This window comes from Escherichia sp. WS568, from assembly GCF_046486085.1.
In the GTDB taxonomy this organism is placed as follows: domain Bacteria; phylum Pseudomonadota; class Gammaproteobacteria; order Enterobacterales; family Enterobacteriaceae; genus Escherichia; species Escherichia coli.
Genome location: NZ_JBJQMC010000011.1, coordinates 132,226 through 147,485, shown reverse-complemented (window position 1 = coordinate 147,485; position 15,260 = coordinate 132,226). Strand labels below are relative to the sequence as shown.

Here is a 15,260-nt window from a genome sequence, read left to right as displayed (position 1 = left end):
TTCTCTTATTAATGATTATTCCATTTTTATTATCAGGAAGGAATTACTATGTCTTTATCTCGCGCAGCGATTGTCGACCAGCTAAAGGAAATTGTTGGTGCAGATCGCGTAATTACCGATGAAACAGTATTAAAGAAAAACAGTATTGACCGTTTTCGCAAATTTCCGGATATTCATGGCATTTATACTTTGCCTATTCCGGCAGCGGTCGTAAAACTCGGTTCCACAGAGCAAGTGTCCCGTGTGCTGAATTTTATGAATGCGCACAAAATTAACGGTGTGCCGCGTACCGGTGCTTCCGCCACTGAAGGCGGGCTGGAAACCGTTGTGGAAAACTCGGTGGTGCTCGACGGCTCTGCCATGAATCAAATCATTAATGTTGATATTGAGAATATGCAGGCCACGGCGCAATGTGGCGTTCCGCTGGAGGTGCTGGAAAACGCGTTGCGTGAAAAAGGTTACACCACGGGGCATTCACCGCAATCAAAACCGCTGGCGCAGATGGGCGGCCTGGTAGCAACCCGCAGTATCGGGCAGTTCTCCACACTCTACGGCGCAATCGAAGATATGGTCGTTGGTCTGGAAGCAGTATTGGCTGATGGCACCGTCACACGTATTAAAAACGTACCACGCCGCGCGGCAGGCCCGGACATTCGTCACATTATCATCGGCAACGAAGGTGCATTGTGCTATATCACTGAAGTAACAGTGAAAATCTTTAAGTTCACCCCGGAAAACAACCTCTTCTACGGCTATATCCTGGAAGACATGAAAACCGGCTTCAACATCCTGCGTGAAATCATGGTGGAAGGGTATCGTCCGTCGATCGCTCGTTTGTATGACGTTGAAGATGGCACCCAACACTTCACCCATTTTGCCGACGGTAAATGTGTGCTGATCTTTATGGCTGAAGGTAACCCTCGCATTGCGAAGGCGACGGGTGAAGGGATTGCTGAAATCGTGGCGCGCTACCCGCAGTGCCAGCGCGTGGACAGCAAGCTGATCGAAACCTGGTTTAACAACCTGAACTGGGGACCGGATAAAGTGGCTGCCGAACGTGTGCAGATCCTCAAAACCGGCAACATGGGCTTTACCACCGAAGTGTCCGGCTGCTGGAGCTGCATCCACGAAATCTACGAAAGCGTTATTAACCGTATTCGCACCGAGTTCCCGCACGCCGACGACATCACCATGCTGGGCGGTCACTCCTCTCATAGCTATCAGAACGGCACCAACATGTACTTCGTCTACGACTACAACGTCGTTGACTGTAAGCCGGAAGAGGAAATCGACAAGTACCACAATCCGCTCAACAAAATCATTTGCGAAGAAACCATTCGCCTCGGCGGTTCGATGGTGCACCACCACGGTATTGGTAAACATCGCGTTCACTGGAGCAAACTGGAACACGGCAGCGCGTGGACGTTGCTGGAAGGGCTGAAAAAACAGTTCGATCCTAACGGCATTATGAATACGGGTACTATCTATCCGATTGAAAAATAATGTGTGAGGCAGCGTTCCGCGATGACGGGGCGTTGCCTTTTCGGCTTCTCAGGCGAGAAGCCGTTCTTATTACCGGACAATGAAGGGGTAAAGATGAACACTTCACCGGTGCGAATGGATGATTTACCACTTAACCGTTTTCACTGCCGCATTGCTGCGCTCACTTTCGGTGCGCACCTGACCGACGGTTATGTCCTCGGCGTCATTGGTTACGCCATTATTCAGCTTACGCCCGCCATGCAACTGACGCCGTTTATGGCGGGAATGATTGGCGGCTCAGCACTCCTTGGTTTGTTTCTTGGCAGCCTGGTTCTTGGATGGATCTCCGACCATATTGGTCGGCAAAAAATCTTCACCTTCAGCTTTTTGCTGATTACGCTCGCTTCGTTCTTGCAATTTTTTGCCACCACGCCAGAGCATCTTATTGGGCTGCGCATTTTGATCGGCATTGGTCTGGGAGGCGATTACTCAGTCGGTCACACCTTGCTGGCTGAATTTTCCCCGCGCCGCCATCGCGGTATTTTACTGGGCGCATTCAGCGTGGTGTGGACCGTAGGCTATGTGTTGGCAAGTATTGCCGGACATCACTTTATTTCCGAAAACCCGGAGGCCTGGCGCTGGCTGCTGGCATCAGCGGCGTTACCAGCCTTGCTGATTACGCTGCTACGTTGGGGCACGCCGGAATCGCCACGCTGGCTACTGCGCCAGGGACGTTTTGCTGAAGCTCACGCTATTGTGCATCGCTATTTGGGGCCACATGTTTTACTGGGCGATGAAGTGGCAGCGGCGACCCATAAACACATCAAAACCTTGTTTTCTTCGCGCTACTGGCGACGCACGGCGTTTAACAGCGTCTTCTTTGTCTGCCTCGTAATCCCATGGTTTGTGATTTATACCTGGCTGCCGACCATCGCCCAGACTATTGGTCTGGAGGATGCGCTGACCGCCAGCCTGATGCTTAATGCGTTGTTAATTGTGGGCGCGCTGCTGGGATTAGTTCTGACGCACCTGCTGGCACATCGCAAGTTTTTGCTGGGAAGTTTTTTGCTGCTGGCGGCAACGCTGGTAGTGATGGCCTGTTTGCCTTCCGGCAGTTCATTAACGCTGCTGCTTTTTGTTCTCTTCAGCACCACCATTTCGGCAGTCAGTAATCTGGTGGGCATTTTGCCTGCGGAAAGTTTTCCTACTGACATTCGCTCGCTGGGCGTCGGTTTTGCCACCGCCATGAGTCGGTTGGGGGCGGCGGTAAGTACTGGCCTGCTGCCGTGGGTGCTGGCGCAGTGGGGAATGCAAGCCACCTTATTGCTCCTGGCGGCAGTGTTGTTGGTTGGTTTTGTTGTGACCTGGCTATGGGCACCAGAAACCAAAGCACTCCCGCTGGTGGCGGCGGGAAATGTAGGAGGTGCGAATGAACATTCTGTTAGCGTTTAAAGCCGAACCGGATGCCGGAATGCTGGCGGAAAAAGAGTGGCAGGCGGCGGCTCAGGGTAATATTGGACCAGATGTTTCGCTACTGCGAAGTTTACTCGGTGCTGATGAACAGGCTGCCGCCGCGCTGCTGTTGGCGCAGAGAAAAAATGGTACTCCGATGTCTTTAACCGCGTTGAGCATGGGGGATGAACGGGCGTTGCACTGGCTGCGCTATCTCATGGCTCTTGGGTTTGAGGAAGCTGTATTGCTGGAGACGGCGGCAGATCTGCGCTTTGCGCCGGAATTTGTCGCTCGCCATATTGCCGAGTGGCAGCATCAGAATCCGCTGGATCTGATCATTACCGGCTGCCAAAGCAGCGAAGGACAGAATGGGCAAACGCCATTTTTGCTGGCGGAAATGCTGGGCTGGCCCTGTTTCACCCAGGTGGAGCGTTTCACACTCGACGCGCCGTTTATCACCCTCGAACAGCGTACTGAAAATGGGGTGCGCTGTTGCCGGGTTCGCTTGCCTGCGGTGATTGCCGTGCGTCAGTGCGGTGAAGTGGCCTTGCCAGTACCGGGAATGCGCCAGCGAATGGCTGCGGGGAAAGCAGAAATTATCCGTAAAACTGTTGCTGTCGAATTGCCAGCGATGCAGTGTCTGCAACTGGCAAGAGCAGAGCAACGACGCGGAGCGACGCTGATTGATGGGCAAACGGTAGCAGAAAAAGCGCAAAAGCTATGGCAGGACTATTTACGCCAAAGGATGCAGCCATGAATATCGCCATTGTGACAATAAATCAGGAGAATGCCGCAATAGCGAGCTGGCTGGCAGAACAGGATTTCAGCGGTTGTACCCTGGCGCACTGGCAGATTGAACCTCAGCCCGTAGTGGCGGAACAGGTGCTGGATGCGTTGGTGGAACAGTGGCAGCGAACGCCTGCGGACGTTGTTCTCTTTCCGCCGGGAACGTTTGGCGATGAACTGTCGACCCGGCTGGCCTGGCGTTTACATGGTGCAAGCATCTGCCAGGTGACTTCGTTAGATATTCCAACCGTAAGCGTGCGCAAATCCCACTGGGGAAATGCGTTGACGGCGACGCTGCAAACAGACAAACGCCCGCTATGCCTTTCGCTGGCACGTCAGGCGGGAGCAGATAAAAACGCCACGTTGTCCTCTGGGATGCAGCAACTGAACATTGTCCCCGGCGCGCTTCCCGACTGGCTGGTTAGCCTAGAAAACCTGAAAAATGTTACCCGCGACCCATTAGCTGAAGCCAGACGGGTGCTGGTGGTGGGGCAGGGCGGAGAGGCAGATAACCAGGAAATCGCTATGCTGGCAGAAAAGCTGGGAGCCGAAGTGGGCTACAGTCGGGCACGAGTGATGAACGGTGGCGTTGATGCCGAAAAAGTCATTGGTATTTCCGGACATCTGCTGGCACCTGAGGTGTGTATTGTTGTTGGTGCTTCCGGCGCAGCAGCGTTAATGGCGGGCGTACGCAATAGCAAGTTTGTGGTGGCGATTAATCATGACGCCAGCGCAGCGGTATTTTCACAGGCAGATGTTGGCGTGGTTGATGACTGGAAAGTGGTGCTGGAGGCACTGGTGACAAACATTCACGCAGATTGCCAATAACGTGTTGCCGGATGATCCTGCCTACGGTTCTGGCCTGGGGACTTGTAGGCCTGATAAGACGCGTCAAGCGTCGCATCAGGCGCTGAATGTCGGATGTGGCGTGCAGCCTACAAATCACACAAATTCAATTCGTTACGATTATCCCGTTAAAGCAATTTTTTCGCCAACGTCCAGACCCCGGTATTCGTGGTGGAAAGCGCCACGACACCCGCGTTAATCGCATTACGCGCATCTTCTTCATCGCACACCAGCCCGCCGGCAATCAGCGGTTGGCGGATTTTCTCCGTCACCCAGCCCAGCACTTTGGGCATACAGCCAGGCAGGATCTCAATACAATCCGGATTCGATTGCGCAACTTGCTTATCAATGTTGTGAAACGAAATCGAATCAACAATAAACAGTCGATGAATACAGAAAAAACCTTCCGCTCTTGCTGCTTTCAGCATTGAGGCTTTGGTACTGATAATTCCGTCCGCCTCGGTCACCAGTTTCAAAAACTGAATCACCACTTCTTTATTTGACGCGCCTTCCAGCAAATCAACATGAATAAAAGCATATTTCCCGGCGTTCTTAATCTTTTTAACGATATTACTAATGGTGCAGATATTGCCGTACAACACGGAAATAAACTGGCATTCAGAGTCGATTGCCAGTTGCAGGCTGGCATTATCTTTAACGGCAGCAATCACCGGATTCTGGCGGAGCAGGTGTAAGAGGGGCATAAATTATCCTTATTATTTATCCAAAACGGTAGGTGATGCCGAATCCGGAAGGTGGATAGCGCCACTGTTGTAGTGTTTTTTCGTCGCACAGCAAACGGCAGGTGCCACACTCCAGGCAACTGCGATAGTCAATACGTAAGTCACCTTCTGGTGTGAGCGAAAAAAGACCAGCCGGACAAGCGTTAATCAACCATTGTACCGTCTGACGCTCAACGGAGTCAGCCGGAACAATGTGCGGCGCATCGGCAACGCGCCAGAGATTACGGGCTACAGACATCGCAGACTCCTGATAACATCGCCCGCCAGATGCCACAGGCCGTGACGACGTAAATGACGCCAGAATAACTGGTGCAGCGGTGGAACAGGTTTATCACCCTGATCCCATAAATCGCGGGAAATATCCTGCATTAACGCAGGCCACGCCCGATACCAGCCAGGGCGTTGCAAAAGCGCCGGAACATGCTGATAACGTTGTAGAACATCCCACAGCAGGCTGCGCTCTACGTTGTGATGATAAAGCGCAAACAGATTTTGCGGCTCGCGGTGCTGGCAGGCGCTTATCAGCGTTTGTGCCGCCGCCTGCGCGCCAGTTAGCGCCATATCCATGCCGCGCACGGAAATTCCGGTATTGACGCAACTGCGCAACGTATCGCCCACCAGCAGCCAGCCGTTACCGGCGTATTGCACCTGCATACTGTGCAAGCCACCTTCTGGCACCAGATGCGCACCATACTCCAGTGATTCCGTGTTTTTGATAAGCGGGCGCACTGCCGGATGCGTTTTAAAGCGAGCCAGCAGCTCGCTTGCCGGAACACGACTTTGCGTAAGTGAAGAGAGCGGGCAAACAATCCCTAACGAGAGCGTTTGTTGATTAGTATAAAGAAATGCGCCGCCGGGTAAGTCATCACAGATCCCGCCGCTGAACAGCAACGCTGCGCCTTCGTTATTCTCCAGATGAAAACGTTCTTCAATAGCGGATGTTTCCAGCGACAGCACTTCTTTGATCCCCAACGCCATCGCTTCGCCAGCAGGACGAGTCACTAACCCGTGACGTTCAGCCAGGACGCTGTTGGCACCTTCTGCCAGCACCACATAACGGGCGCGGAGAATATCGTCACCACAAATGACACCACACACCCTGCCGTTTTCTTCATACAGCGCATCCACCGTCGCACCGGGGATGCATTCGACACCTTCTTTTTCGGCTTCGGCAACCAGCCACGGATCGAACCGTGCACGTAATACACTCCAGGATTCACCGCCGGGCTGTAAGCTGGAAAACGTCGTTGCGCCATCCGGCGTTAACAGGGAAAGGCTTTCGTGAGTGATGCGTCGTTCAAGAGGCGCGGTCAGATGAAATTGTGGGAGGAGTTCCGCGAGCGCCTGGGTATATAAACGCCCGCCGGAAAGATTTTTGCTGCCGGGGATTTCAGCGCGTTCCAGTAACAAAACGGATAAACCCGCTCGCGCGCAGCGTAACGCGCAAGCGGTGCCTGCAATACCGGCACCAATAATAATAATGTCGCAGTCGTCTTCCATGTCATGCCCCAGATATCCAGAACACAACACCCTAACATAGCGTTACTTAAGGGAAATTGACCGCCGACACACTCTTATCATTCGCCGCGATAGATACAACCTGCGGTGCAGGTTTCTTTTACCATCACCGCACTTAACAGCGGCACAACGGGTTTAACCTGATCCCAAATCCATTTTGCTAAAACTTCGCTGGTTGGGTTTTCCAGACCTGGAATATCATTGAGATAATGGTGATCGAGGCGCTCGTAGGTTGGCTTAAACGCCGCTTTCAGTTCAGCGAAATCGATAATCCAGCCCGTATGCGGATCGACTTCCCCGGTAATTTCCAGTCGCACCATAAAGGAATGCCCGTGCAGGCGACCACATTTATGTCCTTCCGGGACGTGTGGTAAGCGGTGAGCGGCTTCGAAGGTGAAATCTTTAAATAACGTGGTGGACATCATAATTTCTCTACAGGACGATAAAACCGCCGTAGAGTACCGGAAAGGCTGTTTTTTCGCATTATCTAAAACGACTTTGTTGCGCAAAATCGCTGATTTATCTTAATGATTGGCTAAATTCATTTGTTTTTCATTGGGTTGAGTAATCTATTTTGTTGTTAAAGACTATTGCTAAAACAGGTTAGTCGATTTGGTTATTAGTTATCGCTATCCCGTCTTTAATCCACACCGTTCACCCCGTTAACCTTACCTTCTCTTCTGTTTTATGGGCGCTGACAGGGCGCAGAAACAGCTTTGCTTACTGGAACATAACGACGCATGACGACACAGGTCTCACCTTCCGCGTTGCTTCCGTTGAACCCGGAGCAACTGGCACGCCTTCAGGCGGCCACGACCGATTTAACTCCCACCCAGCTTGCCTGGGTTTCTGGCTATTTCTGGGGCGTGCTCAACCAGCAGCCTGCTGCGCTTGCAGCGACGCCAGCGCCCGCCGCAGAAATGCCGGGTATAACTATTATCTCCGCCTCGCAAACCGGCAATGCGCGCCGGGTTGCTGAAGCGTTACGCGATGACTTATTAGCGGCAAAACTAAACGTTAAGCTGGTGAACGCGGGCGACTATAAATTCAAACAAATCGCCAGCGAAAAACTGCTTATCGTGGTGACGTCAACGCAAGGGGAAGGGGAACCGCCGGAAGAAGCCGTCGCGCTGCATAAGTTCCTGTTCTCCAAAAAAGCGCCGAAGCTGGAAAACACCGCATTTGCCGTGTTTAGCCTCGGCGATAGCTCTTATGAATTTTTCTGCCAGTCCGGGAAAGATTTTGACAGCAAGCTGGCGGAACTGGGCGGTGAACGCCTGCTCGACCGTGTCGATGCCGATGTTGAATATCAGGCCGCTGCCAGCGAGTGGCGCGCCCGCGTGGTTGATGCGCTTAAATCGCGTGCGCCTGTCGCGGCACCTTCGCAATCCGTCGCTACTGGCACGGTAAATGAAATCCACACCAGCCCGTATAGCAAAGACGCGCCGCTGGTGGCGAGCCTCTCTGTTAACCAGAAAATTACCGGGCGTAACTCTGAAAAAGACGTTCGCCATATCGAAATTGACTTAGGTGACTCGGGCCTGCGTTACCAGCCGGGTGACGCGCTGGGCGTCTGGTATCAGAACGATCCGGCACTGGTGAAAGAACTTGTCGAACTGCTGTGGCTGAAAGGCGATGAACCTGTCACCGTTGAGGGCAAAACCCTGCCGCTGAATGAGGCGCTACAGTGGCATTTTGAACTGACCGTCAACACCGCCAACATTGTTGAGAACTATGCCACGCTTACCCGCAGCGAAACGCTGCTGCCGCTGGTGGGCGATAAAGCGAAGTTGCAGCATTACGCCGCGACGACGCCGATTGTTGACATGGTGCGTTTCTCTCCGGCGCAACTGGATGCCGAAGCGCTGATTAATCTGCTGCGCCCGCTGACGCCGCGCCTGTATTCCATCGCCTCTTCGCAGGCGGAAGTCGAGAACGAAGTACACGTCACCGTTGGTGTGGTGCGTTACGACGTGGAAGGCCGCGCCCGTGCCGGTGGTGCCTCCAGCTTCCTCGCGGATCGTGTGGAAGAAGAGGGTGAAGTCCGCGTCTTTATCGAACATAACGATAACTTCCGCCTGCCAGCCAATCCGGAAACGCCGGTGATTATGATTGGCCCAGGCACCGGCATTGCGCCGTTCCGCGCCTTTATGCAGCAACGCGCCGCCGACGAAGCGCCGGGGAAAAACTGGCTGTTCTTTGGCAACCCGCACTTTACGGAAGATTTCCTCTACCAGGTGGAATGGCAGCGCTACGTCAAAGAGGGCGTGCTGACGCGTATCGATCTTGCCTGGTCGCGCGATCAAAAAGAAAAAATTTACGTACAAGACAAACTGCGCGAACAGGGCGCGGAGCTGTGGCGCTGGATCAATGACGGTGCCCACATTTATGTCTGCGGCGACGCTAATCGCATGGCGAAAGACGTTGAACAGGCACTTCTGGAAGTGATTGCCGAATTTGGTGGCATGGACACCGAAGCGGCGGATGAATTTTTAAGTGAGCTGCGCGTAGAGCGCCGTTATCAGCGAGATGTCTACTAATGAGCGAAAAACATCCAGGGCCTTTAGTGGTCGAAGGAAAACTGACAGACGCCGAGCGCATGAAGCTTGAAAGCAACTACCTGCGCGGCACCATTGCGGAAGATTTAAACGACGGTCTGACCGGCGGCTTTAAGGGCGACAACTTCCTGCTGATCCGCTTCCACGGCATGTATCAGCAGGATGACCGCGACATCCGCGCCGAACGTGCTGAACAGAAGCTGGAGCCGCGCCACGCGATGCTGTTGCGCTGCCGTCTGCCGGGTGGCGTGATCACCACCAAACAGTGGCAGGCGATCGATAAATTTGCCGGTGAAAACACCATCTATGGCAGCATTCGCCTGACCAACCGCCAGACGTTTCAGTTCCACGGCATTCTGAAAAAGAACGTCAAACCGGTGCACCAGATGCTGCACTCGGTCGGTCTTGATGCGCTGGCGACTGCTAACGACATGAACCGTAACGTACTCTGCACCTCGAACCCTTACGAGTCGCAGCTACACGCGGAAGCGTATGAATGGGCGAAGAAAATCTCTGAACATCTGCTGCCGCGTACCCGCGCGTATGCGGAGATCTGGCTCGATCAGGAAAAAGTCGCCACCACCGATGAAGAACCGATCCTCGGTCAGACTTATTTGCCGCGTAAATTCAAAACCACGGTAGTGATCCCGCCGCAGAACGATATCGATCTGCATGCCAACGACATGAACTTCGTGGCAATCGCCGAAAACGGCAAGCTGGTGGGCTTTAACCTGCTGGTGGGGGGTGGGCTTTCTATCGAACACGGCAACAAGAAAACCTACGCCCGCACGGCGAGTGAGTTTGGCTATCTGCCGCTGGAGCATACGCTAGCGGTGGCGGAAGCCGTCGTGACAACTCAGCGTGACTGGGGTAACCGAACCGATCGTAAAAATGCCAAAACCAAATACACGCTGGAGCGCGTGGGGGTCGAGACGTTTAAAGCAGAAGTGGAACGTCGCGCGGGGATCAAGTTCGAACCGATCCGTCCGTATGAATTTACCGGGCGCGGCGATCGTATCGGCTGGGTTAAGGGCATTGATGATAACTGGCACCTGACGCTGTTTATCGAAAATGGTCGCATCCTTGATTATCCGGGGCGTCCGCTGAAAACCGGCTTGTTGGAGATCGCGAAGATCCACAAAGGTGATTTCCGCATTACGGCGAACCAGAATCTGATCATCGCCGGCGTGCCGGAAAGCGAGAAAGCGAAGATCGAGAAGATCGCCAAAGAAAGCGGGTTAATGAATGCCGTCACGCCGCAGCGTGAAAACTCAATGGCCTGCGTGTCATTCCCGACTTGCCCGCTGGCGATGGCGGAAGCGGAGCGTTTCCTGCCGTCTTTTATCGACAAAATCGATAATTTAATGGCGAAACATGGTGTCAGCGATGAGCATATCGTGATGCGTGTAACAGGCTGCCCGAACGGTTGTGGTCGCGCGATGCTGGCGGAAGTGGGTCTGGTGGGGAAAGCGCCGGGTCGCTACAACCTGCATCTTGGCGGCAACCGCATTGGGACACGTATCCCACGGATGTATAAAGAAAACATCACCGAACCGGAAATCCTGGCGTCGCTTGATGAACTGATAGGGCGCTGGGCGAAAGAGCGCGAAGCGGGTGAAGGCTTCGGCGACTTTACGGTGCGTGCGGGCATCATTCGCCCGGTGCTCGATCCGGCGCGCGATTTGTGGGATTAACCATCAGCCCGGTCTTGAAGGCCTGATAAGACGCGTGAGCGTCGCATCAGGCAAGGCAAACAGTGAGGAATCTATGTCCAAACTCGATCTAAACGCCCTGAACGAACTGCCGAAGGTAGATCGCATTCTGGCGCTGGCGGAAACTAACGCCGAACTGGAAAAACTGGACGCTGAAGGCCGCGTTGCCTGGGCGCTGGATAATCTGCCCGGTGAATATGTACTTTCTTCCAGCTTTGGCATTCAGGCGGCGGTGAGCCTGCATCTGGTGAATCAGATTCACCCGGATATTCCAGTGATCCTCACCGATACCGGTTATCTGTTCCCGGAAACCTACCGCTTTATTGACGAGTTAACGGACAAACTCAAACTCAACCTGAAAGTGTACCGTGCTACCGAAAGCGCTGCCTGGCAGGAAGCGCGCTACGGCAAACTGTGGGAACAGGGCGTTGAAGGTATTGAAAAGTACAACGATATCAACAAAGTCGAACCGATGAACCGGGCGCTAAAAGAACTGAACGCGCAAACCTGGTTTGCCGGCCTGCGCCGTGAACAATCCGGCAGTCGTGCCAATTTACCGGTGCTGGCAATTCAGCGTGGCGTATTTAAAGTGCTGCCGATTATCGACTGGGATAACCGAACTATTTATCAGTACCTGCAAAAACATGGCCTGAAATATCACCCATTATGGGATGAAGGATATTTATCGGTCGGTGATACCCATACAACCCGTAAATGGGAACCCGGCATGGCGGAAGAAGAAACGCGTTTCTTTGGCTTAAAAAGAGAATGTGGGTTACACGAAGGGTAAATATTGCCGGATAAATTAAACGCCTCTGTCAGAAATGATGGGGGCGTTTTTATTTTGCGAGCAGCATTCCTGATTTTAAACGTGAACGTCGTTGGAAGAATTAACAGGTATAGAATGGCGTTGGGTGCTTGAGGCTGTCTGGCGTTAAGCATTCGCGAGGTTCCAGATGGACAAAAGCCCCAGGCGATATTTCTATCAACCTGAGGCCAGCGTTCGAACCCAAACAATTCGAATGTTAGTCTCTTCTTTGCAGGGAGGCAAGACATGCTGACAAAATATGCCCTTGTGGCAATCATAGTGCTGTGTTTTACAGTACTGGGATTCACGCTGATGGTAGGCGACTCGTTGTGTGAGTTGAGTATCAGAGAACGTGGTATGGAGTTTAAGGCGGTTCTCGCTTACGAATCGAAGAAGTAGCCACCACGCGGGGGTAAAACCCCGCGTACTGAATTGTGATGGTTTGGTCTCCTGCACCCTTTTTTAATTTATATTGTTTATGTGAATATTATGCCTATGTTTATTATTCATATATATTACGGATGAAAATTATTTGATTATTCATAATGTAAATATTTTATTGAACGATATATATCACAGATAATTTTTAATATATGCGTAAATATCCTTTAAGTTTACTGAAGGATAAAAATATTGTGACTTTTTTTGATTTCTGGGGAAAAACCCGACGCGGCGAGAAAGACGGGGGCGACGACTATCACCTTCTTTGCTGGCATTCGCTGGATGTAGCCGCGATGGGCTATTTAATGGTTAAAAGCAATTGCTTCGGACTGGCTGACTATTTTCGTCAATTAGGTTTCGCTGACACGGAGCAGGCAGCACAATTTTTCGCCTGGCTGCTGTGCTGGCACGATATTGGAAAATTTGCCCGCTCTTTTCAGCAACTTTACCTGCACCCACAACTCAAGGTCCCGGAAGGCGCAAGAAAGAATTACGAAAAGATCTCTCATTCAACGCTGGGCTACTGGTTGTGGAACCATTATTTAAGTGAATGTCAGGAGTTGCTTCCTTCATCTTCACTCTCTCCGCGCAAACTTAAACGGGTGATGGAGATGTGGATGCCCATGACTACCGGGCATCATGGTCGACCCCCTGAGCGTATGGATGAACTGGATAATTTTCTGCCTGAAGACAAAGGTGCCGCACGAGATTTTCTCCTTGCAATCAAGGTACTGTTTCCGCTCATAGAGATCCCCACATTCTGGGATGATGACGAGGGCGTTGAACTTATAAAACAACTTTCCTGGCATATCTCTGCAACCGTCGTACTTGCAGACTGGACGGGATCGTCAACGCGATATTTTCCACGCGTCGCACAGACAATGGATATTGAAGATTACTGGCAGAAAACTTTAGTTCAGGCTCAAAACGCCTTAACCGTCTTTCCTCCAAAAGCAGAAAGCGCGCCTTTCACCGGAATTAATACGCTGTTTCCTTTTATTGAGAATCCGACACCGCTACAGCAAAAGGTGCTGGATCTGGATATCAGCCAGCCGGGACCACAGTTATTTATTCTGGAGGATGTAACCGGCGCAGGTAAAACAGAAGCGGCGCTTATCCTGGCGCACAGGTTGATGGCTGCGGGGAAAGCGCAGGGTTTGTTTTTTGGCCTGCCAACAATGGCAACGGCCAATGCCATGTACGATCGACTGGTCAAAACCTGGCTTGCTTTCTATTCGCCAGAGTCCCGCCCCAGCCTGGTGCTGGCACACAGTGCCCGAACATTAATGGACCGCTTTAATGAATCACTCTGGTCCGGTGATTTAGTCGGGTCAGAAGAACCGGATGAACAAACGTTCAGTCAGGGATGTGCGGCCTGGTTTGCCGACAGTAACAAGAAGGCGCTACTGGCTGAAATTGGCGTCGGCACGCTGGATCAGGCGATGATGGCTGTGATGCCGTTCAAACATAATAATCTGCGGCTTCTGGGACTGAGTAACAAAATCCTGCTGGCTGATGAGATCCATGCCTGTGACGCTTACATGTCATGCATTCTTGAAGGGCTGATCGAGCGGCAGGCGCGTGGCGGAAACAGCGTCATTTTGCTTTCTGCCACGTTATCTCAACAGCAGCGCGACAAACTCGTTGCTGCCTTTGCGCGTGGTATAGAGGGCCAGCAAGAAGCTCCGTTCCTGGAAAAGGATGATTACCCCTGGCTGACGCACGTTACGAAATCCGATGTGCATTCACACCGGGTAGCGACGCGCAAAGACGTTGAGCGCAGCGTGAGTGTGGGTTGGCTTCATAGCGAACAAGAGTGTATTGCGCGTATCGCATCGGCGGTAAGTCAGGGGAAATGTATCGCCTGGATCCGAAATTCTGTCGATGACGCCATCCAGGTTCATCGTCAGTTACTTGCCCGCGGCGTCATTCCTGCTTCCAGCCTTTCACTTTTTCATAGCCGCTTTGCTTTTAGCGATCGCCAGCGAATTGAAACGGAGACGCTGGCACGCTTTGGTAAAGAAGACTGTTCACAGCGTGCCGGAAAAGTCCTCATTTGTACTCAAGTCCTGGAGCAGAGCGTTGACTGCGACCTGGACGAAATGATTTCCGACCTTGCCCCTGTTGATTTACTGATCCAGCGAGCAGGGCGATTACAGCGACATATCCGCGATATGAATGGCCAGTTAAAGCGTGACGGTAAAGACGAGCGTCACCCTCCTGAATTGCTGATTCTGGCCCCCGTCTGGGACGACTCTCCGGGTGACGAATGGTTTGGCAGTGCCATGCGTAACAGTGCATTTGTCTATCCCGATCATGGGCGAATCTGGCTGACGCAGCGTGTGCTGCGTGAGCAAGGTGCTATTCAGATGCCACACTCAGCCCGGCTTCTGATTGAATCAGTCTACGGTGAGGACGTAGTAATGCCGGAAGGGTTTGCCCGCAGCGAGCAGGAGCAAGTGGGCAAATATTACTGCGATCGCGCAATGGCTAAAAAGTTTGTACTGAACTTCAGGCCCGGCTATGCCGCCAATATCAACGATTACCTCCCGGAAAAACTGTCGACACGTCTGGCTGAAGAGTCTGTTTCCCTGTGGCTGGCTACCTGTATTGACGGTGTGGTGAAGCCTTATGCCACAGGTGCACACGCATGGGAAATGAGCGTTGTCAGAGTGCGCCGAAGCTGGTGGAAAAAACATCGGGATGAGTTTTCTTTACTGGAAGGGGATGCGTTCAGGCAGTGGTGCGTTGAACAGCGGCATGATCCGGAGATGGCAAACGTGATTTTAGTCACCGATGACGAAAGTTGTGGGTATTCGGCTACGGAGGGATTGATTGGCAAGGTTGGTTGAGATGTCTGCGACAGGATTCTCTGAATAGTTGATACACAAAAAAGGATGGAAGGATGGACAAC

The 15,260-nt window shown here is 52.5% G+C and carries 13 protein-coding genes; 9 read left to right on the top strand and 4 right to left on the bottom strand.

The window, feature by feature from the left end; all coding sequences use genetic code 11:
• The first annotated feature begins 48 nt into the window (after window positions 1–48).
• The 4 genes from ACJHWR_RS14395 to ACJHWR_RS14380 are packed head-to-tail and all read left to right on the top strand — an operon-like array spanning window position 49 to window position 4,548.
• The gene (locus ACJHWR_RS14395) at window positions 49–1,503 is read left to right on the top strand and encodes an FAD-binding oxidoreductase (RefSeq protein ID WP_000059326.1); all 1,455 of its coding nucleotides are present in this window, start codon (window positions 49–51) and stop codon (window positions 1,501–1,503) included.
• Between the two features lie 21 nt (window positions 1,504–1,524).
• Window positions 1,525–2,934, top strand: coding sequence for an MFS transporter (locus tag ACJHWR_RS14390; RefSeq protein WP_000147668.1), 1,410 nt, complete (start codon window positions 1,525–1,527; stop codon window positions 2,932–2,934).
• A complete protein-coding gene (locus ACJHWR_RS14385) occupies window positions 2,912–3,691 on the top strand; it encodes an electron transfer flavoprotein subunit beta/FixA family protein (RefSeq protein ID WP_012311682.1) in 780 nt (259 codons plus the stop codon). The genes ACJHWR_RS14390 and ACJHWR_RS14385 overlap by 23 nt, the downstream gene beginning before the upstream one ends.
• On the top strand, window positions 3,688–4,548 hold the full coding sequence (locus ACJHWR_RS14380) for an electron transfer flavoprotein subunit alpha/FixB family protein (protein WP_012311882.1): 861 nt from the start codon (window positions 3,688–3,690) through the stop codon (window positions 4,546–4,548). The genes ACJHWR_RS14385 and ACJHWR_RS14380 overlap by 4 nt, the downstream gene beginning before the upstream one ends.
• Window positions 4,549–4,694: 146 nt before the next feature.
• Here the strand turns inward: ACJHWR_RS14380 and ACJHWR_RS14375 are convergent, their stop codons facing one another.
• From ACJHWR_RS14375 to queD, 4 genes are all read right to left on the bottom strand, one after another.
• Window positions 4,695–5,270: a glycerol-3-phosphate responsive antiterminator gene (locus ACJHWR_RS14375; protein WP_001130266.1), complete on the bottom strand. Its 576-nt coding sequence runs from the start codon at window positions 5,268–5,270 to the stop codon at window positions 4,695–4,697.
• Window positions 5,271–5,286: 16 nt separating this feature from the next.
• Window positions 5,287–5,547 carry a ferredoxin family protein gene (locus tag ACJHWR_RS14370; protein ID WP_000109537.1) on the bottom strand — a complete coding sequence of 87 codons (261 nt, stop codon included), beginning with the start codon at window positions 5,545–5,547 and terminating at the stop codon, window positions 5,287–5,289.
• Entirely contained in the window at window positions 5,538–6,809 is a 1,272-nt protein-coding gene (locus tag ACJHWR_RS14365; protein ID WP_012311925.1) for an FAD-dependent oxidoreductase, read from the bottom strand. Before ACJHWR_RS14365 ends, ACJHWR_RS14370 begins: the two co-directional genes overlap by 10 nt.
• Window positions 6,810–6,886: 77 nt before the next feature.
• Window positions 6,887–7,249 (bottom strand): 6-carboxytetrahydropterin synthase QueD, encoded by a 363-nt coding sequence (gene queD / locus ACJHWR_RS14360; RefSeq protein WP_000108294.1) that lies wholly within the window; start codon window positions 7,247–7,249, stop codon window positions 6,887–6,889.
• Between the two features lie 318 nt (window positions 7,250–7,567).
• Between queD and cysJ the strand changes: the two genes are divergently transcribed.
• From cysJ to cas3, 5 genes are all read left to right on the top strand, one after another.
• Window positions 7,568–9,367: an NADPH-dependent assimilatory sulfite reductase flavoprotein subunit gene (gene cysJ, locus ACJHWR_RS14355; RefSeq protein WP_000211986.1), complete on the top strand. Its 1,800-nt coding sequence runs from the start codon at window positions 7,568–7,570 to the stop codon at window positions 9,365–9,367.
• Window positions 9,367–11,079 (top strand): assimilatory sulfite reductase (NADPH) hemoprotein subunit, encoded by a 1,713-nt coding sequence (gene cysI / locus ACJHWR_RS14350; RefSeq protein ID WP_001290704.1) that lies wholly within the window; start codon window positions 9,367–9,369, stop codon window positions 11,077–11,079. Before cysJ ends, cysI begins: the two co-directional genes overlap by 1 nt.
• Window positions 11,080–11,152: 73 nt before the next feature.
• Window positions 11,153–11,887, top strand: a complete 735-nt coding sequence (gene cysH / locus ACJHWR_RS14345) for a phosphoadenosine phosphosulfate reductase (RefSeq protein ID WP_000039841.1) — start codon at window positions 11,153–11,155, stop codon at window positions 11,885–11,887.
• 264 nt (window positions 11,888–12,151) lie between these two features.
• On the top strand, window positions 12,152–12,304 hold the full coding sequence (locus ACJHWR_RS14340; protein ID WP_000956460.1) for a Hok/Gef family protein: 153 nt from the start codon (window positions 12,152–12,154) through the stop codon (window positions 12,302–12,304).
• A gap of 194 nt (window positions 12,305–12,498) precedes the next feature.
• A complete protein-coding gene (gene cas3, locus ACJHWR_RS14335) occupies window positions 12,499–15,198 on the top strand; it encodes a CRISPR-associated helicase Cas3' (RefSeq protein WP_410226702.1) in 2,700 nt (899 codons plus the stop codon).
• Window positions 15,199–15,260: the final 62 nt, after the last annotated feature.

Bases quoted from the DNA above. Each gene is read 5' to 3' on its own strand.
- ACJHWR_RS14395 (WP_000059326.1), top strand. From the start codon at position 49: ATGTCTTTATCTCGCGCAGCGATTGTCGACCAGCTAAAGGAAATTGTT.
- ACJHWR_RS14390 (WP_000147668.1), top strand. From the start codon at position 1,525: ATGACGGGGCGTTGCCTTTTCGGCTTCTCAGGCGAGAAGCCGTTCTTA.
- ACJHWR_RS14385 (WP_012311682.1), top strand. From the start codon at position 2,912: ATGAACATTCTGTTAGCGTTTAAAGCCGAACCGGATGCCGGAATGCTG.
- ACJHWR_RS14380 (WP_012311882.1), top strand. From the start codon at position 3,688: ATGAATATCGCCATTGTGACAATAAATCAGGAGAATGCCGCAATAGCG.
- ACJHWR_RS14375 (WP_001130266.1), bottom strand. From the start codon at position 5,270: ATGCCCCTCTTACACCTGCTCCGCCAGAATCCGGTGATTGCTGCCGTT.
- ACJHWR_RS14370 (WP_000109537.1), bottom strand. From the start codon at position 5,547: ATGTCTGTAGCCCGTAATCTCTGGCGCGTTGCCGATGCGCCGCACATT.
- ACJHWR_RS14365 (WP_012311925.1), bottom strand. From the start codon at position 6,809: ATGGAAGACGACTGCGACATTATTATTATTGGTGCCGGTATTGCAGGC.
- queD (WP_000108294.1), bottom strand. From the start codon at position 7,249: ATGTCCACCACGTTATTTAAAGATTTCACCTTCGAAGCCGCTCACCGC.
- cysJ (WP_000211986.1), top strand. From the start codon at position 7,568: ATGACGACACAGGTCTCACCTTCCGCGTTGCTTCCGTTGAACCCGGAG.
- cysI (WP_001290704.1), top strand. From the start codon at position 9,367: ATGAGCGAAAAACATCCAGGGCCTTTAGTGGTCGAAGGAAAACTGACA.
- cysH (WP_000039841.1), top strand. From the start codon at position 11,153: ATGTCCAAACTCGATCTAAACGCCCTGAACGAACTGCCGAAGGTAGAT.
- ACJHWR_RS14340 (WP_000956460.1), top strand. From the start codon at position 12,152: ATGCTGACAAAATATGCCCTTGTGGCAATCATAGTGCTGTGTTTTACA.
- cas3 (WP_410226702.1), top strand. From the start codon at position 12,499: ATGCGTAAATATCCTTTAAGTTTACTGAAGGATAAAAATATTGTGACT.